The 25,568-nt window shown below is 36.2% G+C and carries 24 protein-coding genes; 19 read left to right on the plus strand and 5 right to left on the minus strand.

Going from position 1 to position 25,568, the window contains the following annotated elements; translation table 11 throughout:
* Positions 1 to 204, minus strand: a 204-nt coding sequence (locus tag HF876_RS18765) for a hypothetical protein (RefSeq protein WP_205964096.1), incomplete at its 3' end; no start/stop codon positions are given.
* Positions 205 to 275: 71 nt separating this feature from the next.
* Between HF876_RS18765 and rlmD the strand changes: the two genes are divergently transcribed.
* Complete coding sequence (rlmD, locus tag HF876_RS12480; protein WP_169360388.1) at positions 276 to 1,637, plus strand: 23S rRNA (uracil(1939)-C(5))-methyltransferase RlmD; 1,362 nt, start codon at positions 276 to 278, stop codon at positions 1,635 to 1,637.
* Between the two features lie 91 nt (positions 1,638 to 1,728).
* On the opposite strand, the gene HF876_RS12485 is transcribed toward rlmD, so the two are convergent.
* Together HF876_RS12485 and HF876_RS12490 are read right to left on the minus strand one after the other, a co-directional pair.
* Positions 1,729 to 2,697: an NAD(P)-dependent alcohol dehydrogenase gene (locus tag HF876_RS12485; RefSeq protein WP_169360389.1), complete on the minus strand. Its 969-nt coding sequence runs from the start codon at positions 2,695 to 2,697 to the stop codon at positions 1,729 to 1,731.
* Between the two features lie 220 nt (positions 2,698 to 2,917).
* Positions 2,918 to 3,505: a Crp/Fnr family transcriptional regulator gene (locus HF876_RS12490; RefSeq protein WP_169360390.1), complete on the minus strand. Its 588-nt coding sequence runs from the start codon at positions 3,503 to 3,505 to the stop codon at positions 2,918 to 2,920.
* Positions 3,506 to 3,795: 290 nt separating this feature from the next.
* Here HF876_RS12490 and HF876_RS12495 point away from each other — a divergent pair, with 290 nt between their 5' ends.
* Positions 3,796 to 4,533, plus strand: a complete 738-nt coding sequence (locus tag HF876_RS12495; protein ID WP_169360391.1) for an SDR family oxidoreductase — start codon at positions 3,796 to 3,798, stop codon at positions 4,531 to 4,533.
* Here HF876_RS12495 and HF876_RS12500 read toward each other — a convergent pair.
* Positions 4,471 to 5,121, minus strand: a complete 651-nt coding sequence (locus HF876_RS12500; protein WP_169360392.1) for a DUF4386 domain-containing protein — start codon at positions 5,119 to 5,121, stop codon at positions 4,471 to 4,473. The genes HF876_RS12495 and HF876_RS12500 overlap by 63 nt on opposite strands.
* 82 nt (positions 5,122 to 5,203) lie before the next feature.
* Between HF876_RS12500 and HF876_RS12505 the strand changes: the two genes are divergently transcribed.
* The 12 genes from HF876_RS12505 to HF876_RS12560 all read left to right on the plus strand — a co-directional run bounded on the left by HF876_RS12505 (position 5,204) and on the right by HF876_RS12560 (position 20,861).
* A complete protein-coding gene (locus HF876_RS12505) occupies positions 5,204 to 6,073 on the plus strand; it encodes a helix-turn-helix transcriptional regulator (protein WP_169360393.1) in 870 nt (289 codons plus the stop codon).
* 437 nt (positions 6,074 to 6,510) lie between these two features.
* Positions 6,511 to 7,347: a hypothetical protein gene (locus HF876_RS12510; protein ID WP_169360394.1), complete on the plus strand. Its 837-nt coding sequence runs from the start codon at positions 6,511 to 6,513 to the stop codon at positions 7,345 to 7,347.
* Positions 7,348 to 7,363: 16 nt separating this feature from the next.
* A complete protein-coding gene (locus HF876_RS12515) occupies positions 7,364 to 7,585 on the plus strand; it encodes a GNAT family N-acetyltransferase (RefSeq protein WP_169360395.1) in 222 nt (73 codons plus the stop codon).
* Between the two features lie 298 nt (positions 7,586 to 7,883).
* Entirely contained in the window at positions 7,884 to 8,987 is a 1,104-nt protein-coding gene (locus HF876_RS12520) for a TolB family protein (RefSeq protein ID WP_169360396.1), read from the plus strand.
* Between the two features lie 274 nt (positions 8,988 to 9,261).
* A complete protein-coding gene (locus HF876_RS12525; RefSeq protein WP_169360397.1) occupies positions 9,262 to 10,113 on the plus strand; it encodes a DegV family protein in 852 nt (283 codons plus the stop codon).
* A 397-nt stretch (positions 10,114 to 10,510) separates the two neighbouring features.
* Positions 10,511 to 12,439: a sigma-70 family RNA polymerase sigma factor gene (locus HF876_RS12530; RefSeq protein ID WP_169360398.1), complete on the plus strand. Its 1,929-nt coding sequence runs from the start codon at positions 10,511 to 10,513 to the stop codon at positions 12,437 to 12,439.
* Positions 12,440 to 12,760: 321 nt separating this feature from the next.
* On the plus strand, positions 12,761 to 13,750 hold the full coding sequence (locus HF876_RS12535; protein ID WP_169360399.1) for a TAXI family TRAP transporter solute-binding subunit: 990 nt from the start codon (positions 12,761 to 12,763) through the stop codon (positions 13,748 to 13,750).
* On the plus strand, positions 13,740 to 14,207 hold the full coding sequence (locus tag HF876_RS12540) for a DUF1850 domain-containing protein (RefSeq protein WP_169360400.1): 468 nt from the start codon (positions 13,740 to 13,742) through the stop codon (positions 14,205 to 14,207). Before HF876_RS12535 ends, HF876_RS12540 begins: the two co-directional genes overlap by 11 nt.
* The gene (locus HF876_RS12545) at positions 14,204 to 16,219 is read left to right on the plus strand and encodes a TRAP transporter permease (protein WP_169360401.1); all 2,016 of its coding nucleotides are present in this window, start codon (positions 14,204 to 14,206) and stop codon (positions 16,217 to 16,219) included. The genes HF876_RS12540 and HF876_RS12545 overlap by 4 nt, the downstream gene beginning before the upstream one ends.
* Before the next feature lie 229 nt (positions 16,220 to 16,448).
* Positions 16,449 to 16,826, plus strand: a complete 378-nt coding sequence (locus tag HF876_RS12550; RefSeq protein WP_169360402.1) for an SET domain-containing protein — start codon at positions 16,449 to 16,451, stop codon at positions 16,824 to 16,826.
* Between the two features lie 121 nt (positions 16,827 to 16,947).
* Positions 16,948 to 18,300 (plus strand): SMI1/KNR4 family protein, encoded by a 1,353-nt coding sequence (locus tag HF876_RS12555; protein ID WP_169360403.1) that lies wholly within the window; start codon positions 16,948 to 16,950, stop codon positions 18,298 to 18,300.
* Positions 18,301 to 18,482: 182 nt separating this feature from the next.
* Positions 18,483 to 20,861, plus strand: a complete 2,379-nt coding sequence (locus tag HF876_RS12560) for a polyprenyl synthetase family protein (protein WP_169360404.1) — start codon at positions 18,483 to 18,485, stop codon at positions 20,859 to 20,861.
* Positions 20,862 to 20,963: 102 nt separating this feature from the next.
* Here the strand turns inward: HF876_RS12560 and HF876_RS12565 are convergent, their stop codons facing one another.
* Positions 20,964 to 21,521 (minus strand): STM3941 family protein, encoded by a 558-nt coding sequence (locus HF876_RS12565; protein ID WP_169360405.1) that lies wholly within the window; start codon positions 21,519 to 21,521, stop codon positions 20,964 to 20,966.
* Between the two features lie 156 nt (positions 21,522 to 21,677).
* On the opposite strand from HF876_RS12565, the gene HF876_RS12570 reads away from it, so the two are divergent.
* The 5 genes from HF876_RS12570 to HF876_RS12590 all read left to right on the plus strand — a co-directional run bounded on the left by HF876_RS12570 (position 21,678) and on the right by HF876_RS12590 (position 25,494).
* Positions 21,678 to 22,367 (plus strand): hypothetical protein, encoded by a 690-nt coding sequence (locus HF876_RS12570; protein ID WP_169360406.1) that lies wholly within the window; start codon positions 21,678 to 21,680, stop codon positions 22,365 to 22,367.
* A 101-nt stretch (positions 22,368 to 22,468) separates the two neighbouring features.
* A complete protein-coding gene (locus tag HF876_RS12575; protein ID WP_169360407.1) occupies positions 22,469 to 23,254 on the plus strand; it encodes an SDR family oxidoreductase in 786 nt (261 codons plus the stop codon).
* 146 nt (positions 23,255 to 23,400) lie between these two features.
* Positions 23,401 to 23,931: an SF0329 family protein gene (locus HF876_RS12580; RefSeq protein WP_169360408.1), complete on the plus strand. Its 531-nt coding sequence runs from the start codon at positions 23,401 to 23,403 to the stop codon at positions 23,929 to 23,931.
* Between the two features lie 151 nt (positions 23,932 to 24,082).
* The gene (locus tag HF876_RS12585; RefSeq protein ID WP_169360409.1) at positions 24,083 to 24,622 is read left to right on the plus strand and encodes a nucleoside/nucleotide kinase family protein; all 540 of its coding nucleotides are present in this window, start codon (positions 24,083 to 24,085) and stop codon (positions 24,620 to 24,622) included.
* 191 nt (positions 24,623 to 24,813) lie between these two features.
* On the plus strand, positions 24,814 to 25,494 hold the full coding sequence (locus HF876_RS12590) for a YwaF family protein (protein ID WP_240949755.1): 681 nt from the start codon (positions 24,814 to 24,816) through the stop codon (positions 25,492 to 25,494).
* Positions 25,495 to 25,568 lie beyond the last annotated feature (74 nt).

Genomic DNA, 25,568 nt, shown 5'->3' on the forward strand with positions numbered 1-25,568 from the left:
TTTTCCCATTTGTCTGTCGGGGCAGTGACAGGCGATTCCGCTTTTCTTGATGTCTAGCTTCATCGCCTTGCCCCTCGAGGTCAAATGGATAAAAGCTCCGGTGGCTGAGGAGCTGCCTCCTCGCTTTTCCCCATTTGCCTGTCGGGGCAGTGCAGGCGATTCCGCTTTTCTTGTTTCTAAAATTAGTTGGAAATTTATATACATAAGCTACCTAATACTATTGGACGCCGTTATTTGATATAATAATATCCATTACACAAGAACGGAGATTTAACGTGAACACACCAGTAAATAAGAATGATCAGTTAACAGTTTATATAGAGGATTTGACACATGATGGGTCAGGAGTAGCAAAGGTCGATGGCTACCCACTGTTTATCCACGGGGGTCTTCCTGATGAAAAAGCCGAGGTACGTGTTGTAAAAACATTAAAAAACTATGGCTTTGCTAAATTACTTCATATTGTAGAGCCTTCTCCTTTCCGTGTGGAAGCACCATGTCCAGTATTTTATGAGTGTGGTGGCTGTCAGCTTCAGCACATTAATTATGAAGGTCAGTTGAAATGGAAGGAAAATATGGTTCGAAATGTCATGCAAAGACTAGGTAAGATTGATGCACCAGTACTACCGGTAAAAGGAATGAACAATCCTTGGGAATATCGCAATAAATCCCAAATTCCATTTGGCTTAGTCGATGGAAAGGTGATTGCAGGGTTCTACCAGGCAAAATCTCACCGTATTGCAGACACACCGACTTGTCTAATTCAATCCGATGAAGCAGACCGATTGATGAGAGCATTCAAAGAGAAGGCATTAGAGCTAGACTTGATTCCTTACAATGAGGATACGAAGAAAGGTCAGCTTCGCCACTTAGTAGTACGTAAAGGACGAGCTACCGGCGAGGTAATGGTTGTCCTAGTGACGAAGCATCCTAAGCTTTCCAAAAAGGAAGCGATTATTGAGCTAATTAGAGAGGTAGAGCCAAAGGTGACCTCCATTATGCAAAATATAAACTCCAAAAATACAAATGTGATCTTTGGGGATCAAACTAACCTATTGTGGGGGAAACCAACGATTGAGGATCTAATCGGAGATGTACGCTTCGAAATTTCCGCTAGGTCCTTCTATCAGGTGAATCCAGAGCAGACAGAAGTGTTATACCAGCAGGCGCTTGATTATGCACAGCTTGCAGGTGACGAGACAGTTATCGATGCCTATTGTGGAATTGGTACGATTTCTTTGTTCCTTGCACAAAAAGCGAAGCAAGTACTTGGTGTGGAGATTGTTCCCCAAGCAATTGAGGATGCAAAAAGAAACGCCGAGCTAAACGACTTTACGAACACGTACTTTGAAGCAGGCCCAGCAGAGGAAGTCATCCCACGCTGGTACAAGGAAGGGAAAACAGCAGATGTATTAGTTGTGGACCCTCCAAGAAAAGGCTGCGACGAGGCACTACTAACAACGATTATTGAACAACGCCCAAAACGTGTGGTATACGTTTCCTGTAATCCAGCAACCTTAGCGCGTGATCTTCGCATCTTAGAGGACGGCGGCTATAAGACACAGGAGATTCAGCCAGTGGACATGTTCCCGCAGACGACACACTGTGAAGTTGTTACTTGGTTGGAGTTAGTGTAATAGTGAATTAAAAAGCAGACGGGTTAGAGGTGTTGGTATCGCACTTCTAAGTTCCGTCTGCTTTTTATTTATGGATGAAGCAAGGCACTTATTATAAAGTGATCACCACTTTACCTTGAGCGTGACCTTCCTGGAAATATTTGAATGCCTCCGTTATTTCACTTAACTTAAACCGTTTATCAATTATAGGTTTTACTTTTCCACTTTGAAGTAACTCTTTTACATCATTTAAGTCATTTTGATTTGCTCTCTGTAATAGGCTACTCATTTTCCTGCTTCCAGTCATTGAAATAAAAGGCCCAAGAATTAACGTTTGATAAAGCTGAGACTCAGAACCTCCTACGTGAACAAATTTCCCATTTGGTTTTAGAACCTTTTTATAAGCTGAAAGGGAATTAGACCCATTGACGCCGAGAACTAAATCATAGGATTCCTTATGTTGTGCGAAATCCTCTTTTGTATAATCGATGATATGATCTGCTCCTATAGAACGCAATATTTCAACGTTTCGTGAACTGCATACGCCAGTTACTTCAGCACCGAATGATTTAGCGATTTGTACCGCAAAAGTACCGACACCTCCAGATGCGCCATAAATTAATACTTTATGCCCCGATTTAATTTCACCTTTATCACGTAGTCCTTGTAAGGCAGTTACAGCTGCCATAGGAGTCGCAGCTGCTTCTTCAAAGGAAATATTGTTGGGTTTATGCGCTAAAGCATGTTCTGGTGCAGTTACATATTCAGCAAAACCACCCCAGCCACAAGTAGAGAGGTCACCAAATACTTCATCACCTACGTTAAATCGCTTTACGTTTTCCCCAACAGCTTCAACTGTACCAGCTATGTCACCTCCTGGAATAGAGTATTTTGGTTTCGTTAGTCCGAACGCAAATCGGGCTAAGAAGGGTTTGCCCTTCAAAAGAACTAAGTTGCCAAAATTTAAAGATGCTGAATGAACCTTTACCAATACTTGGTTCTCAGTAGGGAAAGGTTTTTTAATCTCTTTTAATACAAGCACATCGGGCGAACCATATTGATCACAAACTATCGCCTTCATAAAAATCTCCTCCAAATGTTAATATCTTTGATTAATTTTAATAATAACAAGAGGATAAAAACCGTTCATTGACTTAAGTTAATTTCTAGATACTTTATAAATTTTTTATTTGTAAACACAAAAGGTAAGGGTGATATATAGTTCAATGATATTTGGTAAGTCAGTCTTCGGTGCTTAGTTGCTACTTTGAAGGAGGATAATTGGTGGGATGGAATTTTTTTTATAATGTATTTTTTTTAATACGTTTTTTTATTCTACTTAACGATTCAGGAGTAATTCCAAGATAACTAGCTAATTGATGTTGTGGTACACGTTCAATTAACTCGGGGCGTTTCCTTAAAATGGATTCGTATCGTTCCTCTGGAGAAGAACCAATAAATTCACCGAATTGATCTTGTATTTCACCAACGTTTATTTCCATCATTTTACGGATCATTATTTCAAGTTGTGGGTATTTGTTTAACATCGTATTTTCAGAATCAATATCACCAACAACTAATCTGCAATCTTCAACACAAACTAATGAATACTTTGATAAGTCACCTTGAGTCTTTTCGTTGATAATTGGAATAGCTTGTTCTTCAATAAAAAAATTTGATGTTACTTCTTTACCTGATTCATCTATAAAAAACTGCCTAACACACCCTATTAATACGAAATAACATTTAATAGCAGAAAGTTCTCCTTGTCTAAGAAGATATTGTCCTTTTTTATATTCATCAATTCGTAAACTTTCTGAGATTGCCCGCTGTTCATCTTCGCTGATTAAAGTAAAGTCAGACATATATTTTAATAGTATATCCATCATGTATTCCTCCTTTCTAATGAAGGTAATTTAAATGTATATAATCATTTCAATACCTTTATCCATTTCACCTTTTTTAGATAGAAACAATCGAAATAGCATCTCTTTTACTATTTTTAGTAAAGAAAGAATTTATAATAAAGCATATAAAAATTAGTCTAATAACATTCCAAAATAAATATTTAGGCATACTAAAAAGGGCTAAGTTCTATGATTGTAGGACCTTAGAATAAAGTAACCAACTTTTGAATATTACAATAGGAAGATAATCCATCTGAATGGGAGTGTTGTACTTGAGAATCCTTGTAACTGGTTCAACCGGAAAATTAGGGGCGGCTTTGTTAAAGCAATTAAAAGATTTAGACTATCAAGTAAAAATAACTTCGAGAAGAAAACCAGAAGGAGAAGCCTTCCCATGGGTTTATAGCGATTTATTATCAGGTGAAGGTTTAGAAGAAGCGGTAAAAGATGTGGACGTCATTATTCACGCAGCAACTAGTCCGATAAAAAATTCTAAAAGCATTGAGGTTGCTGGGTTAGAAAAATTATTAAGCAAGCTGAATCATATACACCTGTTTATTTATCCATCAATTGTAGGAATTGAGGAAATCCCCTTCCAATATTATAGACTTAAATACGAAGCAGAAGAATTATTAAAAAATAGTTCTGTACCCTATACAATTGCTCGTGCAACGCAGTTTCATAGCTTTGTTGAGGATTTACTCTTATCAACACCTCTCTTTAAAAGATATATAATCCCTGGAAAGGTTAAATTTCAAAGCATCGATGTTAATGAATTTGCTAGACATTTAATCGATTTAGTTAATAAAGGTCCACAAGGGAAATTAGATGATTTCTGTGGACCAGATATAATGACATTAAGAGAAATGGCGGAGTTAAAAATTAAGGTGAACAATGAAACGAATGATGTTTTAAGCATTCCTCTCCCAGGGAAATTATACAATTCATTAATTGAAGGGAAAAATACAAATCCTCTGCAAAAGAAAGGGCAGGGCGATAAGTCCCTTTAGAGTAGAGAATGGGCCAATGATATCAAACATATTGAGCAATCCAGCAAGGAATACCATAACAGCCGTCAACATTCCAAATAGCGCTAGCGGTTTTGGCACGATTTCCGTTTTATATAATAAATAACTGTACAAGAGTGTATTCAAGCCGAGCATTAAATTCGGCCCTAATATAGAAGTCCAAGCATGAAATGATTGAAGAATGCTCCCTATTTGATGATATGCTCCTTCATTAACGAATTGTCCAGCTCCATAATCAGAACTAAGACTTAGCAAACCTAATATACTCACCACGCCAATCGCTATAAAAACAGCCTCCATAAATCGAAAACAAAGATATGCTAATGCCGAATGTTCATTCCATAGTCGTACATACGGAAATAACATAACAGCGGTTCCAACTGCAGCTATAATGAGCAAAATGTCATTCATAACACCAACCAAAACGGCTGTTTTCGAACCATTCACCACAGCCATATACCAATCTCCTGATAGTAACGGCTGATATAATAGTACAGCAATAACAGCACTGACTGCGGCCACGATATAAAATAAACCAATTAATATTCCATTCATTCTATCCTTTTTCATTACATTTACCTCCTTAAAAATGATTAATCTTATCAGCAATTTTTTTGTCGGAATACCCTAAAAATGAAGGGGAGGAACCCTTATGGATCATTATAAAATTATTGAAAACTCTTTAACTTTCATTGAAGAACATATTGAGGAACCGTTGTCAGTGGAGTCTGTATCTACATACTTCAACATGTCGAAATTTTATTTTCATAGACTTTTTTCCGCAATTATGGGTTGTTCCTTGAACCAATACATATTGTCAAGACGATTAAATTACGCGGTTAAATTAATACAAGAAGACCGATTATCATTGACGGAAATTGCCTATCAGTTAAACTTCGGATCACAATCTTCGTTCACTCGTGCTTTTAAACGTCAATTTCAACTAGCTCCTAGCTCACTAAAAGAAAAGGATACCGTCATATCTCCAGAACCTATACCTTTAGTCGTTAAACGCCCTTTAAAAAACATTAATGGTGATGTAGTAACCGATTTTACATTAACGGAATTTGATGCTATCAGATTGACGGGAATCGCATTTGAAGTTGATTTGGCATGTGAAGATTACAAAGCAAAGATTCACGCTCATTCGAAAATGCTCTTAGAAACAATAGGTGAGACCATATCTGGACCTTGTTTTATGGTCTATTCAAACTGCCATCCAAATTCAACCCGTTTCAATGCTCTATTTGGCATTCCTTATGATATACAAATAGATAAACCGTTCTATTTCAACGTAGAAGTGCCACAAATATTTTGTGCTAAGTTCCAATACTCTGGTGACCTTCTTGAGGTAGGGGATGTGTTTAAAACCGACTTCGCAAGATTTTTAAAAATTTCAAAGCAAGAAAGAGAACAATCAGATATTGAACTAATTCAAGTTTTTAGAGGCGTTCATCATCTTGATTCGGACTATCATATATTTACTCCTATTAAAAAGCTGCCGATTGATTCAAATTATTAATTTGGATTGATGATAATCACAATTTATATGATTCTGTTTGAATTGGCCAAATCCATTGATCTAAATTTATCACTGCAGTACTGTTTCCACTATCCATATCTTGCTGTAAAAACAATTATTTTACTTCATGAACGACTCCAGATATTGTGAAGAAACGATTAGATAGCTATTGTTAGGGGATAATGTTAGCATCCTTTGTTGAACTTTTCTGAGTAAAAAACATAGAACTACTCCACACATGTGAGAAATTATATTGATATACTATACTAGCTAGGTAGTTAATAAAATCGTCTTTGACCATCCGATATGGCATTGCTTATGAGTGGCCCAAACCAATAAGAAAACAGACAATGTAAAATTTGTTCTAGATAAAATATAGAGAAAAATTCAAGCCTGTTAAAATTATCTTTAAACAAGGTTTATTAAAAGGAGAAAACATGCAAACGATTAAAAAATACTTTGGCGAATTTAATATGACATGGCCAAAAGTTATCATTTTAGCTGTTATTACAGCATTATATACTGCATTGATCAATCAGGTTTCATTTTTACAAGACACCTCCTTTCAGGACATAGCCGTTTATCCTGACTGGTGGTTTCTATTTGCTATATTTATCATTGTTAACTGCAAAAAGTGGTGGGAAGCCTCACTTAAATGTTTCGTGTTCTTCCTTGTCAGCCAGCCCCTCATTTATTTGATTGAGGTTCCGTTTTATGCATACGGTTGGGACATATTCCGTTATTATGATTATTGGTTTAAAATTACCGTCCTGACCTTACCTGGTGCTGCAATAGCATTCCAACTTAAAAAGAAGAACTGGATCAGCGTTTTAGTTTTGTCTGTGGCTACTGGGTATCTTTCTTGGGCAAGCGTGCACTATTTCAGAGCTGCACAGGCCAATTTCCCGAATCATCTGTTAAGCGCCGTATTCTGCCTTGCTCTGGCAGTTTTTTTTGTTTTTATTTTGCTGGATAAGAAGAAGCATTGCATCACTGCCCTTGCTATTATAGCTGCCGTTTTTATTGCAGTTTTTGCCTTCACCAAAATAGATGACACTATGGAAATGTACCTTGACGAGGGAAAATGGACCTTCTCGGCTGAGGATAAATCAGTTGTGACTGTGGAGATTGTAGAAGGGAACCATGTGACGATGTCAGCAATACACGATGGCACTACTTTTATCCGCTTTGAAAACACTGCCGGTGTCGAAAGAAACTATCTTGTTACTGTAAGCGGTGTCAGCATATGGATTGATGCGATTGACGAAGATTGAGCTTTTACTTCATTGAATGGGGAAACTAATCCTAAAATTAGCCTTCGAAGTACTTGGTTTAGAGCGAGTGTATGTTGGATACGAGGTTAAGAATAGTGCTTCTGGAAAAGTATTTAGTCGTTTAGGCATGACATGTGAAGGAATCCTTTGTAAAGGTGAAATGAAAAAAGGAGAACTAGTAGATAGTGTATATCATTCGATAATATTAAAAGACGAGTATCTAAACATCGAAAAATGAGAATAGGACAGGTAGTACATGGTAAAGAATAATTTTAGTATTACTATTTGTTAATACGAAAAGAACATCCAAAAGATGACCCCGACAGTTGAAGGGTCGTCTTTTTTGGTTTAGAGAAAAGTTGGGCGGAGAATGTAAAATTGACACTTCTTATTAATTACCATATAATATCAAAAATGTTGCTAAAATGGCAGTTTACAGCAAGTTTGTTTATTGTGTAAAGTTACATTATTTTAATGAGTCATTTGTAGATAGTGAATGGTTGTTGCATAGAATAATAGTTAAGGGGATGATTCAAATGAAAAAATTAATACTTTGCACTATCACGCTCTTACTAGTCTTATTAACTCTTTATGCTTGCAGTGACGAACGGGAGGAAAACAAAACAGACATAGAAAAGCCAGGGGAAGGTATTATCGTTAGTGAAAACGAAAGCAACGAAAACGAAGTTGATCCAATTTCCATTGGAAAAATTGAAAATTATGAGGGAATGGAAATTACCGACTGGATCGATGAGCATACTGTTGTTCTTGCAAAAGAAAACCAGGAATTTGAAAAAATGAGTTTGTTAGAAAATGCAGAGTTCTATCCTAGAAGTATATACGTGTACAATTTGGATACTAAAGAATTTAAAACAATTAAAGCTCAAAAAGATATGTTTCTCGGTGGGGCAACTTTGTCTCCGGATAAAAATCACCTCTTATATTATGAAAACTCTATTGGAGATATCGCCTATTATATGATGAGTTTAGGGGAAGGGGAGAAAACGCTTGTTACCGAGGATATTATTGGTAGTGTCTATACCGCTGAGTGGACTGACGAGAACCACGTAATCGGTGCTTCCTATGCGGGTGGTGCAGTTATGGCTGATACGGAGGGGAATGTAACTCCGATTGCCGAGCTTCAGGAGGAGCAGTTGTTTAATGTTCATAAAATGCAAGAAAAAATCTACTATATAACAACAGAAAACCCTTCCTTTCAAGTATATAAGATGGATTGGAACACCAAAGAAAAAAAGAAACTTCCATTGGAAAATGCAGAAAGAATCACACTATCTCCGGATGGAAAGCAATTACTTGTTACGCAGACAACAGGGAATACGAAAAGGTTAATAATAGCAGATACCGATGGAAATATACAAAGTATAATTGCAGAAGGTTCTGATGTGACAGGTGCTTCCTGGTCTCCGAATCAGCAAATGATTGTATATCAGTCAAGCTCTATCATAAACGGTGAAGAAAAAAGTGGATTACACCTATATGAAGTAACATCTGATGAATCCATACAAATTGTTCAAGACATTGGAAATGTGAAAACCAAATGGAGTCCTTCAGGCAAAAAAATTTCCGTTGTTGAATTGGATGAAAAAATTTATAACAGCAGTATCATTTCTATTGATTAGTGCAGTTTTTACTTTAATAGAATAAAAGCTTATGATACAAAAAAGCAGATCGTCTAGAAGTGCTAAAATGCATATCTAGACGATCTGCTTTTATCTTTATGAACAAAAGGGTACAGGTTAGTATCATAGATGAATTTTAGACAAAATAGATTGAAATATTGTCTAAAATCTTCTGATTATTTAACTGTATAATTTACCCTTTTAGTGTATATTTAGGTTAAGTGGAAATTAATAAGTACGCTGTAAGGACTACTTTAGTTGAAAGGAATGTATTATGAGAAAAATTATCTTATCGACAGAAAGTGGAGCGGATCTACCGGAGGACCTGGTGGAAAAATATCAAATTCAAGTGGTACCGATGCATGTCGTCATGGATGGGAAAGATTATTTGGATGGGGAGCTGCCTGTAGAGGATGTCTTCGATTATCATAGTCGCACAAAAAAAATTCCATCTACAACAGCAACGAATGTACATGAGTATCAAGAGTTGTTTACAAAAATTAGAACAAACTTTCCTGAGAGTATCATTATTCATATTGGATATACGTCAAAAGCATCAGCGTCCTTTCAAAGTGCACTAATTGCAGCAGAGGATTTTGAAAACCTTTACCTGGTCGATACGTTAAATGTCACAGGTGGTCTAGGCGCAGTTGTGTTGTATGCGGCCGCCTTACTGGAGGAAGAACCTAACATAGATCATGTTAGCCTCATAGAAAAAATAGAAACCGTGGTTCCAAAAACAAAGCTGGCTTTCATCCCAGGTAGTTTAGACTTTCTAAGATCAGGTGGACGGGTAAGTAACATGGCTTACATTGGAGGGTCTTTGCTAAAAATTAAGCCATGCATTGAATTAAAAGAAGGAAAGCTTGTTTCAACTAGAAAATACCGTGGGAATATGAGTAAAGTGGCGGAAAAGCTCATAGAAGATTATTTGAACCAATACGATATTGATCGACAGCAGCTATACCTGATTTACTCTATCGGACTCGATGAAAGTATTAAGAGTCGAATAGATAAAATAGCCAAGGAAGCAGACTTTAAAAATATAACATGGATGCAGGCCGGCGCCATGATTTCTACCCATGCTGGACCTGGAGGATTTGGAATTGCAGGGATTGAAAATTAGAAAGCATAGAATAGATTTTTTCGAATTCCTTTAGTATTTCACGATTTACACTTAGCTATATTTGGTTTTTACCATTATCATGAACGAATCCTTTTTAAAGGGGTTCGTTTTTTTTTAGCTTTGTTAAAGTTATTGGTTGGTCTTGACTATCATTACTTTTTTATAGGGACTGTAAATATAAACAAAGGAACTTTTTAATGGCTATTAAGAACGTAAATAGATGATGAAATTGAGTTGGGTTGTTGCACCATAAACCAACCCTCCTTTAACATGGCTTTTTTTTATTAATATCTCATAGTCCTTAAGATAATATAGAATGAAATATTTATGAAAAATTATTTAAGTGAAACCTTTAGCTTAAAATATTACTCTAAATATACAGAGGGAGGAAGAAAAGATGGACCAACTTATAAAGGAAGCAATAAATGGTGATTCTGAAGCCTTTGCACAATTGTTAAAACTAGAAAGACCTCGTCTACTAGCGAAGGCGTATACATATACAGGAAATAGAGAAGATGCGGAGGATTTGGTACAAGAAACGTTTATTAAAGCATTTCATTCGCTTCACCAGCTTAATCAACCGAATTACTTCTCCACATGGCTCTTTAAAATTCTTATTCATGAGAGTTATGCCTATTTAAGTAAGCGTAAGCGAACTTTAGCAATTGAAGTGAAGAAGATGGAACAAGAAAAGGTTACAAATTCAGAGTACTCTTCCTTTGAAGCTTTGTATGAAGCATTAGCTACTTTGAAATATGAGTACCGAACGGCTATTGTTTTATATTATTTCTATCATTTTTCCATCGCAGAGATTAGTAGTATGCTCGTTAAACCGGTTAATACTATAAAGATTCATTTATATCGTGGGAGGCATTTATTAAAACAAAAGCTACAACAGTCAAGCCATCTGCCATACAAAAAAGAGGGGTTGGAAAAATTGTTAAAAGAAGAGCTATCAAAATTAGCGATTACCTTTGTAGATATTCCGCAACATTTAGATTTACAAATAGAAGATTATCAAGAGGATAGAGCTTATTACTTATGGACTGGGGAGGAGATGGAAGAAGGCGTGGGTGTAACGTTGGATGTAAACGGCAAATTATTAGCCTTGGCGATTAATCCAACAAAGAGAGCTGCTAGAGTGACTATACAGGAACAACAGCTAATGGCAGAACAATTTTTAATAGCACAGTATAAAGAAGCGTTAAATTATTTATCGCTTTTGGAAGTAACAGAAAAGGAAGACCGAACAGCATTTGTATTCGCACAATATGTTCATGGTTATCCTTTGCAAAAGCACCAAAGCTTCATTGAGGTAAGCCATAACGGAGAAATTATCACATTCTATTATAAGGGATATACAACGACACCCCCTGACTACCCATCTAATATAATCAAAAAGAGTAATATTATAAATCGGTATGTTAAATTAGGAGATTGGCAATTAAAGCTTTGTTATCTTTCTGAGGACATGTATGACATTGAGAAAGCAGGTATATACCAAATATATGAAAATAATTCTTTGCTACATACATTCAATGCCAGTACTGGTGACGTGGATTTTCCAGAAGAGAAGGATCAAGACGACAACCAAATAGTTCCTTTCCCAAATATGCAACCAGGTAAAAAACAAACTACCATAAGAAGAATTATTGGTATTCCTGATACAATGAACCTTCAACGGAAATTGGAAAAAGGTAATGATATATGGGAAGTCTGGCAAGATGAAGCTAGTGAGAAATTTCAAGATACATCCTTAGATTCGTATTTACATAATATGACAGAAAATACTGTGAAGTTCAAATATGATAAAGAAACAAAGGAGCTTAAGGAATTTGTTTGGTTTAAGGAGCGTACAGGTGCCTTACAACTTGACTATGAACAATGTAAGCAAATTGCTTGTCAATTTATCGTTACTTATTTTGAATCATTTATTCCTTACTTATCTTACAAACTGAAAGAACCTTCGTTTAATGAAGCAAACCGAGCAATCTTCGAATTCCCTATTCATAATGGAAACGGAATGAGAATCGAAGCAGAGCAGATTTCCATAATAGTAAATAGAACAACGGGATTAATAGAAGCATGTACAACCCCTCTGGTAACAATAGAAGAGTTAAAAGACTTTATTAAAAAGCCTGTTATAACAACTAACTTGCTACATAAATCTTTTGACCAGATAGATGCTTGTCTTAAATGGACAGTCCATTATGATTCGGACCAGCCATATGAGACCCTTCAATATAAACTACGTAGTAAAGAAAAGAAGCAAGTAATTGCGGGTATTGAGGCGACTACAGGAAGACTAATTTGCTATAAAAGGTAGCTGTAAATACATTATAAAAATGAAAAGGGCTTAGAAGTAGAATTATACTTCTAGCCCTTTGCTGCTTTTCTAATATTTTTTAGTCAAAATTGTAGGCAGTCAGCTCAGAAAGCAGTTGTTTAGGATTAGAATATTACTCTAAATAAGCAACAATAGGATATCTTTATTTTCTCACTTCAATTCCGCCAATTTTCGTGGAGCTTTACAATATCAGGTGCATAGAACTTAAGGTTTAATAATTGTATATTTAGATTTGTCAGTAAAAAGCTTTATTTCGCAATTTTTGTAATATATAATTATCTTATAAGGGGGAGTTAATAAATGATTTCTAAGAAAAAACTATCGTTTTTTTCAAGTTTGTTATTTGCTGGGGTTCTTTTAGCAGGGTGTGGGGATGACACAGAAAATGGTGGTAGTGCAGGGGAAAGTTCATCAGAGGATGGATTGTCTACTAACATCGTAACAATCGCAACTGGCGGAGCATCAGGTCCGTATAATATTATTGGTACAACATTGGCTGACATCTATACACAGGAGTATGATGTCAATTCTCGTACTCAAACGACAGGGTCTTCTGTAGAAAACTTAAATTTAATGGCACAAGGGAAAATAGAAATGGCCTATGTTATGAGTGATGCTTTATCACAGGCAATCAATGGTGAAGTTAGCTTTAAAGAGCCAATTGAAGGCGTTTCCACAATGGCTACACTGTATCCCAACGTCGTACAAATTATAGCTAAAGCAGATGCTGGGATTGCAACAATTGAAGACTTAAAAGGGAAGCGTGTAGCAGTAGGGGATCAAAACTCTGGTGTAGAGGTAAATGCACGTACTCTCTTAAATGGTCATGGCATTACGTATGATGATATTAAAGTAGATTACCTAGGCTATGCCGAAGCGGCAGATGGTTTAAATGCAGGTACAATTGACGCTGCGTTTTTAACAAGTGGTATTCCAAACGCCTCTGTTATGGAATTAGCTGAAACGACTGATATTGTTTTAGTGACAGTTAGTCCAGAAAAAGTAGAAGAAATTGCAAAAGAACATCCATATTTCATCTCTTATGAAATCGCTGCCAATGTATATAGCAATACAGAGCCTGTATTTACAGCTGCCGTACCGAATGCATTAGTTGTAAAAAGTGATTTAAGTGAAGATGATGTATATAAATTAACAAAAACTTTTTTTGAAAGTTTACCTAAGCTAGTAAACTCTCACCAAGCTGCTGGAGATATATCACTTGAAGGTGCACAAGAAGGTATAATCGGTGATCTTCACCCAGGAGCAAAACGTTATTACGATGAGCAATAAAAAATTGTTCGGGAGTATAGGGATTTTACTTATACTCCTGGCAATTTTTTTCATTCGTTTTCCTGTTTTAGTGTTTGAATTTTCCGACCGAATTGTATATGCCAAGACTACACAATTCGATTTAGGGTGGATTCATTCTGTAGAAAAAGAAGAATGGATAGAGCACTACGAAATAAATCAAGAACAATTACTATTAGAGAGCACGAAGTTTAAAACCTTTGGTGCAGGAGTTCCCTCTATTGCTGAAGACGTAGAGTTAGTGGACGGCTATGTAAAGATGAAAATCAATCAACCTTACAAAGAGTTAAATCTCACTATTTCAGAACATGTGGATAGTACGATTTATCTTGATGACAAGGAAATTAAAATCTATGACTATGGTGAGACGTATGACACAGTCTTAATTTCAGTTAAGAAAATCTTCATATGGCAGTACTTAGGAGGGGAATTTTTATGAGTGTAACTAGCACAAAGCAACCTATCGTAGAAGAAATATCAAATGAAGAAATACAGAAGGTGCTTGAAAAATATGATAGTGATGCGAAAGTCAGGAAATTTAATAACAAGAGCATCGTATTTATAATCAGCTTTATGGGTGTTATGTTTTCTTTACTACATATATATGCGACTTTTAATCCAATACCAACATTAATTATGCGAAGTATCCATTTAATGTTTGCATTAGGATTAGTATTTTTAATTTATCCGACATTCAAGAATCAAGATCGCACTAAAATTCCTATTTATGATTGGGTTTTCTTTGCACTGAGCCTATCGTCATTTATTTATCTGTTCGTAGAGTACGACAATATTATGACAACACGCGGCGGAATACCAAATACAATGGATATTGCGATGTCAATTTTAACCGTCTTACTAGTGCTAGAAGGTGCTAGACGAGTGACAGGTTTAATATTACCGATATTAGCACTCATATTTTTAGCCTATCCCTTCTTTAGTCACGCGGAGTTTTTACCGCGTATTATGATGACACGTGAGTTTGACTTTGGGGATATTTTTGGTCAGATTTATACAAAAACAGAGGGGCTATTTTCTACCGCAATTGGTGCATCTGTACAATATATCTTCTTGTTTATTTTATTTGGCGCGTTCCTCGGAAAGTCAGGGATGGGACAGTTTTTCAATGATTTGTCGCTAGCACTTGCGGGTCATCGACAAGGTGGTCCAGCAAAAGTGGCAGTTATTTCAAGTGCATTCATGGGAAGTATTAACGGTTCTGCCGTAGCAAATGTAGTAGGAACTGGTGCATTTACAATTCCCCTGATGAAAAAGATCGGTTACGAGAAAAACTTTGCGGGTGCAGTTGAGGCTAGCTCGTCCATCGGTGGACAGATTTTACCTCCAGTAATGGGCGCGAGTGCGTTTATCATGGCTGAAACAACAGGTATATCGTACGGTACAATCGCATTAGCTGCAGCTATTCCTGCACTATTATTCTTTTTAGGCTCTTTAGCACAGGTTCACTTTCGAGCTGGGCGTTCAAACTTAAAGGGTATTCCAAAGCCGGACCTTCCACGTATGAAAGAGGTATTAAAAGAAGGCGGTCATTTAATGATTCCGCTCGTAGCCTTAGTGTGGATGCTTGGTTCAGGCGTTCCTGTAGCAAATACAGCATTTTACACAATTTTAATAACGATTGCGGTATCTTGGTTAAGAAAAAGTACGCGTATGGGCATAAAGGATATTATTACTGCTCTTGAAGAAGGTACACGACAGGCGCTTTCCACAATTGTAGCATGTGGTGTTGTAGGGATTATCATAGCTGTAGTGAACTTAACAAGCTTTGGTTCAACATTAACAGCGGCGATTACTCAATTAGGTGCAGGTTCATTATTCATAACGTTATTCTTAACAATGATTGCATCAATTATTTTAGGGATGGGATTACCATCTATTCCAGCATATATTATTACGGCAACAATGGCAGCTCCAGCTTTGGCTGAATTTGGCTTACCAATATTAGTAGCGCATTTATTTGTTTTCTACTATGGTATTTTCGCAAACATTACACCACCTGTTGCATTAGCTTCATTTGCAGCTGCTGGATTGTCTGGCGGGAACGCAATGCGCACTAGCTTTATTTCTGTACGGCTAGCGATTGCAGGCTTTATCGTACCGTTCCTCTTTGCTTATCAGCCAGCACTATTAATGGTTGATACATCAAATCTTGCAGCAAATGCAGTAGACTTCCCGATGGCCTCTATCGGCACAATTATGCTAGTATCCTTTACAGCTATTGTTGGCATATTAGGTCTAAGTGCTGCTATGGAAGGATATTTTACTACGAATTTAAATGTTATAGAACGTCTCATTTTAGGTGCAGCCTCATTAGGCATGATTATTCCAGAGACATATTCAACGGTAATTGGGACAATTATTGTAGCGGGAATATTCATTATAAATTACTTTAGAAATAAGAAAGAGGCTAACACTGTCATAGTAAATTAAAGATAGGCTAGGTTAAAGGTAAAAGTTGATTTTAAATAAACATCAAAATGAGCTAGGATATTTTCTCCTGGCTCATTTTACTTTGATATTGTATAAAAAGAAATGATGAAATTGATTCATGGATTGGCTTACAATTAATCCCGATTATTTAATTGACTAATATAAGAGCCAGATACGGTTTTTAATGTTATCCTTAATAAGTAAATTTTAACGTGAATAGGAGAACTACATGATTGAAGTAAAAAAGTCTGAAGTAAGTGATGGCGAATTTAACAGAGGATTATTTGCAACTAAAGATATTAAAAAAGGTGAGCTTTTACATGAAGCCCCGGTCATTTCTTATCCAAACGAGCAACATAAGTATATAGAAAAAACTACACTAGGTGATTATGCCTTTGAATACGGTATTGGAAGATCTGCTATCCTGCTTGGCTATGGAATGCTTTTTAATCATTCATACGAGCCAAATGCTACCTACGAGATTAATTTTAAAAACGAGACATTCGATTTTTATGCGTATACAGACATAAAAGCTGGAGAAGAGATTTTCATTAATTATAATGGTGACGAGGATGACCAAGAAGAGCTTTGGTTTAATAAAGAATAATTACAAGAATATATTATTTAAACGGCTCACTTAGCTTTTGCTAGGTGAGTTTTTTCATTTTTAGGATAAATGCAGTTTAATGGTAAAATAAGGATTAATAGGATAATGGGAGGGATAGGCAGTGGGAGAACAATTTTTTTCAAGAGTAGAAAGCTATATACCGAATTTGGAAAAATACTTAAATAAAGGGGCAACCGAAGAAGAGATTCATCGGTTGGAGCTAGAAACAGGTTACATATTTCCAGAAGCTTTTAAGTCGATCTATTCCGTTCATAACGGAGAAAAAAAGCTTGGATTCATGTTTGGCTTAACCTGGCATTCCATCGGAGAGATGTTATCGGAATGGAAAGGGTACAAAACCTATTACGAGGAGTCCGTTATAGATGTCATTTCCTTTGAAAAAGGTGCAATCCAAGAAGCAGCCTTTCATCCTGGATGGATACCTATTGCCTACGATTACGGGGGGAATTATCTGGCTATGGACTTTGCACCAGGGGTGAATGGAACAGTCGGGCAGATTATCAATTTTGGTCGAGATGAGAGGCAAATGTATGTGATTAGTGACAGCTTCGAGGAATTACTAGAGCTCCTCATTCAACAATTTGAGGTTGGGAACTGTTCTTTAATAGAGGAAGAAGACGGTCCCTATGTCATATGGGGAGATTATGGTCACTTTTTTGATGATTTAAAGAAACGGCCATATAAAAGATCTATGGGAGGGGAAGAGGATACTCTTGAACTAGACGAAAGCTGGACAACTTTTCTTACTGCAAAGCTTGGCATCCCATCTATCAAAGAACGCGATTTAGGTAATATCACTACACTAAGGTTATTTCCTTCGAATATCACTGATCTCAGACCGCTTGCATATTTTCCAAACGTTAGAGAGTTGATTGCCAGTACTCTAGAGATTATATACTTTACACCGATTGCTCAATTACAAAATTTAAAAAGTCTCTATCTAGCGAAAACTCCTCTAAGTGATTTAGGGTTCCTGAGAAAGCTTCAGGAGCTAAAGCAACTATCTATTGGTAATACAAAGGTTACGGATATTTCTGTTTTAGCAGAGTTACCTTTACTACAAGAGCTTTCTTTAGAAAATTTGACGATAGACGATTTGTCTCCATTGACCTTTTGTAAAAAGCTAAGTCACCTCAATCTGTCTGGGATAAAAACGAAAAGCATAGAGGAGATAAATGGGGTTAGGAATTTACGCTCTCTTGATATAACTAAAGTAGAATTGAACAATTTAGACTTTCTAAAGGGGATGACAAAGATTGAGGATTTAAGGATTGAAGTAATGGACGATTACTCTGCCTTAAAGGGACTTCCGAATCTGCAATCCCTAACCTGTTCGTATGATGCTTTCCTAGCAACAAAGGATTTATTCGAGAAAAGAATTAATTATACAATCATGGGAGAGATGAACGAGGAACAAGAGGATATTTACTCTCATTATGCTCTTGGAAGGTAAGCTTATGATTAGTCAGAAGGTCGCTACTCTAGGAGGTAGCTGCCTTCTTATTTTTATCCATTTAAAATTAGGCATTTGGGGTTAACCTTAAGAATAAATTGTAAGTAACTAGATGAAAACTGAGAATGAAATATAGGTTATAATTACTAGGAAATCATAAAAAAAGTAAATGAAGGTGACAGATGAATATTCAATTAAACTCAATAATAAATGCCGATGAATGCTATAGGCAAGCCAATCAGAAAGCCGCCCAATATTTTGATGAGCTTCACATACAGGTTAAGGAAAAAACCTATCTCCCCCTTTTAACGGAAGATATAAGGATTTGGAAATCTAATCATGTTAATAATCCTATCCTTTCCCTTTTTACAAAAACAAAAGGAAATGCTGATACGAAGGATTTTAACCATTACATACAGTATTTAAATTACAGAGGTAAGCTAGACAGTTACTTAAATCGAAGCATTTCATACATTTTTCTCCGTGATTTAGGAAAATCCCTTGATTCTCATGAAACTCAAGACAGGATTTCGGATGTAGTAAGTAGCTTAAAGGATAAGCTGACGAATTCAAGCGGGGAAGACAAGGAAGCACAAGCGTTTAATGTCGTCGAATTATACCGTATGGCTAAAAAGGAAAATGTAGAGTTAACGTATATTTGGTTAATAAACAAGCTAAAGCAAGTATCCAAACATATCCCCAAAGGAATGGATGCAGAACACGCACAGCGAAAACTTGTTAAAATTATAGCAGGGGTTATCATGCAAGAAATTGAAGAGATGGACAGCGATGTATCTCCTGAAGAGCGTTCTAAGAGGCTCGATAAGGCAATCAGACTGGGTTATTCCTATGGATTGACCTATCCATTTATTGATGATTTGCTAGATGCCAAAATACTTTCGAACGAAGAGGAAAAACAATATGCCAATTTAATAAGAACAACACTCACTACGGGTATTGTGCCTGTACTTGGAGAGTGGCTTGGCGAAAATGCAGAGTTGATAACTTATATACACCAAGAGCTTGGAGAGGCTTTTCAGTATATTGAGCAAAATCAGCGACCTGAGACAAGGAAAAAATTCTTTGAGCAAGCGTATGTGTTTTTTCATTCGCAGGAAGTGGATCGTGATAAGAATTTAATGGATTCGAGCTATACTAATCAGGAGCTTTATATACCGGTTATATTAAAAGCCTCCTCATCAAGGCTAATTGTTCGTTCAGTGCTTAGTACTTCTGACAATCAAGAGATGGATGACCGTACATTTTTTTATGGAATTTATAATCAGCTTTCAGATGATTTCGCTGATATGTTCGAAGATATGAAGGACGGAGCAGTGACTCCTTATACGTATTATTTAAAGTATCATAAAGAACGTTCAGACCTGATCAATCCTTTTGAATTGTATTGGGCTGTGATCAGTAATTTAATTCATAATGTCTATCATTCCGACGAACAAACACGAGAAGTAATATTAGATCGTGCTATTAATGGACTTAAACGGTTAAAGAAGCGGGTAGGCAAAAGTAAATACAAAGAAATTATGGATCTCTTTCGTTTCGGGACACCAGGTTTTAATAAGCTCCTACAAAAGATGGTTCGAAAAGCAGATGATGTCGACTTCTTTGATAAATTACTAAGAGATCATATGATTACAGTATTAAAGAGTGAAAGTAAAGAAAGAGAGGATTTCTCTAATACGATAAAAATTGTTCGTAATGAAATTAACGAGACATTGTCTATTACTTCTTCTAACAATACCGATTTCGAAGACTCTATAACTGAAGCGACCAATTACAGCTTAGAAGGAGATGGTAAAAGGCTAAGACCGATCGTAGCATGGTTTATGGGAGTGAAGATTTACAAGTTAGATGAAGCATCTATTGCTCCACTACTAAAATCATTGGAATATCTTCATACTGCCTCTCTTATATTTGACGATTTACCAGCTCAGGATAATGCTCCAATTAGGCGTGGACGCTCTACTCTTCATGAAGTTTATAACGTAGCTGTTGCGGAGCTGACAGGTCTTTTCCTCACTCAAAAAGCTATTGAGGAGCAAACTAACTTAAAACAATTTGATGCAAATACTGTGCTACAGATGATTCAATATTCTTCCCACACAATAGCTGAAATGTGTAAAGGTCAGGCGATGGACTTGGACTCTAAAAATAGAACACTTACGAGGGAGCAGTTAAATACCTTAAGCTTTTATAAGACAGGAATAGGATTTGAAGCAGCCTTGATAATGCCTGCAATTTTAGCCAAAGCAAATGAACAGGAGATTGCTGCTCTAAAGAAATTTGCTCGTTATGCTGGCATCGCCTTTCAGATTAAGGATGACCTGCTCGATGTGGAAGGGGATGCAGAGATACTCGGTAAAGGGCTAGGTAGAGATGCAGAAAACAATAGCACGACGTTCGTTTCTATTATGGGTCAGGAGGGTGCCACTATAGAAATGTGGGATAACTACTGTCTAGCTATGGATGCTCTTCAAAATGTTTCTATAGATACAACCTTTTTAAAACACTTTTTAAACTATCTTATCAATCGCGAACATTAGAATTGCTGTACAATGTCTAAATATTTATAAAGCAAAATGAAAGGCATCCCTAGAAAATCAAAGGATGCCTTTTAATTATATTCATGAAAAACATATGCTTTACTAAATGCTAATTTCCTCAGTAACTATGGAAGATTTTCTTAAATATTCATCGAAATAAATGCTCATCTCATGTAGGATTTCTTCCCTAGAAATTCCTTTTGCTGCTTGTGTATTGATGTTAATATGACCAGCGCCTAGTTTTATATTAGCCTTGATCGCCGTCCTCTTCATGGCGGGTAGAGATTTTATAAACTCATCACCATCGAATAAAAAGACAGTTATAAATACTTGTCCTTGTATTGTGTATGTACCTAATTCCTGGACACGCTCCCATCCGATAAAATCCTTACTAGCAATTGCCGAGGAATAATCATAAAACCCCTTTTCATTCACAACAAGTATTTTCTTTCCAACAATGAAATCTTTAATTATATACAAAAGACAGAAACCGAAAAATAGTATTCCTAATATACCAATAGCGATAAAAATAATGTTCCTTGAATCTTGGTTCCCAATTCCCGTCAGGAAGACTAGTAAACTAGCTGCAACCATGACTAATGCAAGAAAAACAAACTTTAATTGTTTTCCTTTACTTTGATAAACTACAAGCTCCTTCATCGTGATATCCCCTTTGCGAAAAATATTTATTCCTTAATTTTACATAAATTGTATCACTTTGTCTCTTTGTAACATTAACTATGAGATTAGAAGTATAAATTGATAATCTATCGAATAAAGTCTATATAAGAAGTTTAAAAATAAGGGGCAGTGCATATGAAAATTTTCGTAATTTATCTACTTAGCGCTATTTATTTTTTCCTGACTTTTTCAATGGATCATATGCGATCGATAGGTTTATATTTAATTATTTCAGTTGCCTTGTTTTTCTGGGGGACTTGGGAATGGAAGAGGAGAAATGAAGAGATTAATGAAGTGAATAGAAGAATCACAGAAGAGATTCTAGACGAAATTCCACATACTCAGAAACTAGTGTCACCAAATAATCTCAATGCTTTACTCATAAATGAGGTCACGGAAATTCTCTATATAGCTAGTAGAGACGAGCTAGGAAGTGATTTTGAAATAAAAGATATATCTTTTAATAAAGTATTAGAGGCAGCCTTAATAGAAGACGGAAAAACGATTTCCGTATTCCCTAAAGAGGGGATACTTAGTAGTCCTATTAAGTTAGAGGATAAGGAGGAAAATGAAGAACTAGAAGAAGAGTATGAGGAAGAAGACGAGGAAGAGGAGCTAGAATTCAATCTTTGCTTTAAAATCGTCACGGATGATTTATCGCAGCCGATTCACTACTTTACCTACTTGGAAGATTATAAAGAGGAGTACAAGGAATATGAGGAATACGAAGAGGCTAAGGGAGTTTGTAATGAATGGCATCAAAAGCTAAGCATTATTATTAGACGTTATCAGTATGACCGAGTGATGGTGAATAAATGGAGTTAAGAGGAATTGGTTCAGGTCGGTAGCTGATATGTATATATGTTTTAGTTAGTCTGTAAAGGGAAGAAAAGAAATAGACTACTATTTTGTTAGGAGGAATACAATTGAGTAAAACAATTTTTATCACTGGAGCCGGAAGTGGCCTTGGAAGAGGTACTGCTATAGGACTAGCTAAAAAAGGGCATCGCTTGATTGCAACCACCGAAACAACTTCCCAAAAAACGGATTTACTTAGAGAAGCTAGAGATCTAGGCTTAGATATGGAAATTTTTAAATTAGATATAACTAATGCGAGAGACCGGGCTCAAATGGAAGACTACGACTTTGATATATTTGTAGCAAATGCCGCTATTAATGAAGGTGGACCACTTGCAGAGGTGCCAATGGATCGTTTTCGTGCATTGTTCGAGGTAAATGTGTTTGCTACCTTAGAAACGGCACAAATTGCAGCACGTAAGCTAGTGAAAAAAGGGAGCGGTAAAATTGTTTTCCTTAGCTCAGTAGCAGGTCTATCGGCTACTCCATATGTAGGACCATATACGGCAACTAAGCATACAGTGGAAGCAATTGCGAAAACAATGCAGCAGGAGCTTAAAGAATTCGGTGTACAGGTAGCCACAATCAATCCTGGCCCGTACGATACAGGCTTTAACGATCGAAGTGCAGAGGAAAAATATAAATGGTTTAACGAAGAACAACATTTCACGAAGAAGGAAGACATGAAAGAGCAGGAAGAATCCTTGAAGGATCAATATGACCCAGGGGACATGATTGATAAAATGATTGAGATCATCCCGGCAGATAACCACAAATACCGTACTACATGGCCAAAAGAAATCGAAGAGAAAATGAAAAAAGATGAACAAGAACGCTGGGAACTAGAAGTCTAGTTCCAAAGGAGAGCATCGCTATTAAGCGATGCTCTTTTTTGATAGCTTAATTAAAATTAATTTCATAAGGGAGTACCGTATTTGAAATGTTACACTTAAATTGATGATTGCTGTAAAGAGAAGTCTATAAGATAAAGGGGTATAAAATGTATAGTCCGAAATGGAGTAAAGTAAAAAAACATTTGAAAAGTTTTACTTGTGATTCATTAAAAGATCTAATTGATTTTCACATTATTAATTATCGCAAAGCACATGACCAGTTGGGAAGAGCTGTTATTACAGTCGACAAAAAGGAAATATTAAGTATGTGCACAATTACTGCTGAAAGAACAATGCATATTAAAGAATGGGATATTAGAGAGAAACAAAATATCCAATATGATATTGATAATCGAAAGTTAAATTGGGAAGTTGGATTGCAGGCTCATAATATAATTAAAAAAGAAGGCATCTTAGCACAATATGATTTTTTTGATGCATTGGAAGAGTACTTTAATACACCAATTGAAGTGTCTTTAAAGTCAGCTGATATGATTATAAAAATTCTTGCGGTGATAGATAGACGAGTAGGAAAAAGAACATTGCAGAAACTCAAGGAACCTATCAAAAATGAGCATGAAAGTATTCAATTCTTTTTCAGATTGAGGTGTGATGTCGAAGGTATAAATTTCGATTAACAGTCTCGGTTTATTTGAAACTAGCAAAGAAATTTTTAGAAATAGAATCAAAGGAAAGTGAGTATAGAGATGTGCTTTTTAATTGATTTTTTTCTAAGTATGGTCAATCAACCTCTAGCTTTAATGAAATATGAAATTTTAAGGAGAAAAAATGAATAAAAGAAAAAGACCATTTGTCATATCAATTGCAGCAGTCTCAGGCGGAGGGAAAACTACGGTAGTTAAACAACTAACAAAAGAATTGCATAATTCTAAGGCACTCTTTTTTGATGATTATAATTTAGAAGGACCACATAATTTTGGAGAATGGATAATAAGAGGGGCTAATTATGATGAGTGGGATATAGCCCCTTTGAAAAAGGACTTAATAAATTTAATTGAAGAACCATTAGATTATATTGTGTTAGATTATCCTTTCGCCAAAATGCATACGGCAGGGAGCGTCTATATTGATATGACTGTATTTATAGATACCTCTTTGGATGTTGCAATGGCACGTAGAGTGTTGAGGGATTTTCAGGGGAAATCTGTAGAGGAAATTATAAAAGATATGGAAAATTACATTGCTGGTGGGAGAGCGGGATATCTAGAAATGCTAAAAACGATAATGCCTAATTCTGATTTAGTAGTGGACGGCACATTAAGTGTTGCAGAAATCGTAGCTACCATAAAACAGCACATCAAAAATTAGGAATCGGTCGGTTGTTGCCAATAATCGGTCGGTTTTTCCGCAAAATCGGTCGGTTCCGGCAAATAATCGGTCGGTTCACACGAATAATCGGTCGGTGCCCATAAAATATCAATCCTCACCAAATAGATAAAAGGAAAATCATCCAGCTAACCCGAATAGTATTATAGTAATAAAAACGGGTGGTGAGTTAGTTGGAAGAGCGATTTATCATGTTTTCGGTAGAGCATTGGAGTGCGATAGCTGCATTTATTCTTTTCATACTTATTCTTTTTTTCACAAGGGATCGATGGCTAAAATCGGAGAAAGGACTTCTTCGTGTGGAACGTCTATTTGGATTGTCGTTATTAGGGATGGATATTGTATATCATATTTGGCTCATTCAAACAGACCGATGGGAGCTAAGGAATTCACTGCCTCTTGAACTATGCAGTATTAGCCTTCTACTGACAATCGTTCTACTATGGACGGGTAACCGTTTCGTTTACCAGTTTGTTTTTTATGCAGGCATAGGTGGTGCAATACAAGCCATGATTACTCCTGTATTGGATATGAATTACCCGCACTTTAGATATTTTCATTTTTTTTATACACATGCGGGGATTATACTGACAGCGCTCTACTTTACTTGGGTGAAAGGATATCGACCGACATTTAAGGGAATTCTTGCAACGATGCTTGCTTTAAATATTTTGCTGCCATTTGTTTTTTGGATTAACTCGCTGGTGGACGGAAACTATATGTTTCTACAAAGGAAGCCAACTGGAGGAAGTTTGTTGGATTTCCTTGGGCCATATCCGTTCTATATTCTATCATTAGAGTTTGTTGCATTTATAATATTCATATTTTTATGGTTTCTTTTTAAGAAAAAGTAAATTAAACTTATATCTTGGAAGTTGGAATTTTTAAAATAGGTAGAACCTTTTACTTGTTTTTCCGTCTAATCACT

Source organism: Psychrobacillus sp. BL-248-WT-3 (assembly GCF_012843435.1).
GTDB lineage: Bacteria > Bacillota > Bacilli > Bacillales_A > Planococcaceae > Psychrobacillus.

What these genes read in the sequence shown, in the direction of transcription:
- HF876_RS12580 (WP_169360408.1), top strand. Translation starts at nt 23,401, where the DNA reads ATGTATAGTCCGAAATGGAGTAAAGTAAAAAAACATTTGAAAAGTTTT.
- HF876_RS12515 (WP_169360395.1), top strand. Translation starts at nt 7,364, where the DNA reads ATGGGGAAACTAATCCTAAAATTAGCCTTCGAAGTACTTGGTTTAGAG.
- HF876_RS12545 (WP_169360401.1), top strand. Translation starts at nt 14,204, where the DNA reads ATGAGTGTAACTAGCACAAAGCAACCTATCGTAGAAGAAATATCAAAT.
- HF876_RS12570 (WP_169360406.1), top strand. Translation starts at nt 21,678, where the DNA reads ATGAAAATTTTCGTAATTTATCTACTTAGCGCTATTTATTTTTTCCTG.
- HF876_RS12585 (WP_169360409.1), top strand. Translation starts at nt 24,083, where the DNA reads ATGAATAAAAGAAAAAGACCATTTGTCATATCAATTGCAGCAGTCTCA.
- HF876_RS12485 (WP_169360389.1), bottom strand. Translation starts at nt 2,697, where the DNA reads ATGAAGGCGATAGTTTGTGATCAATATGGTTCGCCCGATGTGCTTGTA.
- HF876_RS12520 (WP_169360396.1), top strand. Translation starts at nt 7,884, where the DNA reads ATGAAAAAATTAATACTTTGCACTATCACGCTCTTACTAGTCTTATTA.
- HF876_RS12500 (WP_169360392.1), bottom strand. Translation starts at nt 5,121, where the DNA reads ATGAAAAAGGATAGAATGAATGGAATATTAATTGGTTTATTTTATATC.
- HF876_RS12505 (WP_169360393.1), top strand. Translation starts at nt 5,204, where the DNA reads ATGGATCATTATAAAATTATTGAAAACTCTTTAACTTTCATTGAAGAA.
- HF876_RS12510 (WP_169360394.1), top strand. Translation starts at nt 6,511, where the DNA reads ATGCAAACGATTAAAAAATACTTTGGCGAATTTAATATGACATGGCCA.
- HF876_RS12565 (WP_169360405.1), bottom strand. Translation starts at nt 21,521, where the DNA reads ATGAAGGAGCTTGTAGTTTATCAAAGTAAAGGAAAACAATTAAAGTTT.
- HF876_RS12530 (WP_169360398.1), top strand. Translation starts at nt 10,511, where the DNA reads ATGGACCAACTTATAAAGGAAGCAATAAATGGTGATTCTGAAGCCTTT.
- HF876_RS12535 (WP_169360399.1), top strand. Translation starts at nt 12,761, where the DNA reads ATGATTTCTAAGAAAAAACTATCGTTTTTTTCAAGTTTGTTATTTGCT.
- HF876_RS12560 (WP_169360404.1), top strand. Translation starts at nt 18,483, where the DNA reads ATGAATATTCAATTAAACTCAATAATAAATGCCGATGAATGCTATAGG.
- HF876_RS12540 (WP_169360400.1), top strand. Translation starts at nt 13,740, where the DNA reads ATGAGCAATAAAAAATTGTTCGGGAGTATAGGGATTTTACTTATACTC.
- HF876_RS12490 (WP_169360390.1), bottom strand. Translation starts at nt 3,505, where the DNA reads ATGATGGATATACTATTAAAATATATGTCTGACTTTACTTTAATCAGC.
- HF876_RS12550 (WP_169360402.1), top strand. Translation starts at nt 16,449, where the DNA reads ATGATTGAAGTAAAAAAGTCTGAAGTAAGTGATGGCGAATTTAACAGA.
- HF876_RS12525 (WP_169360397.1), top strand. Translation starts at nt 9,262, where the DNA reads ATGAGAAAAATTATCTTATCGACAGAAAGTGGAGCGGATCTACCGGAG.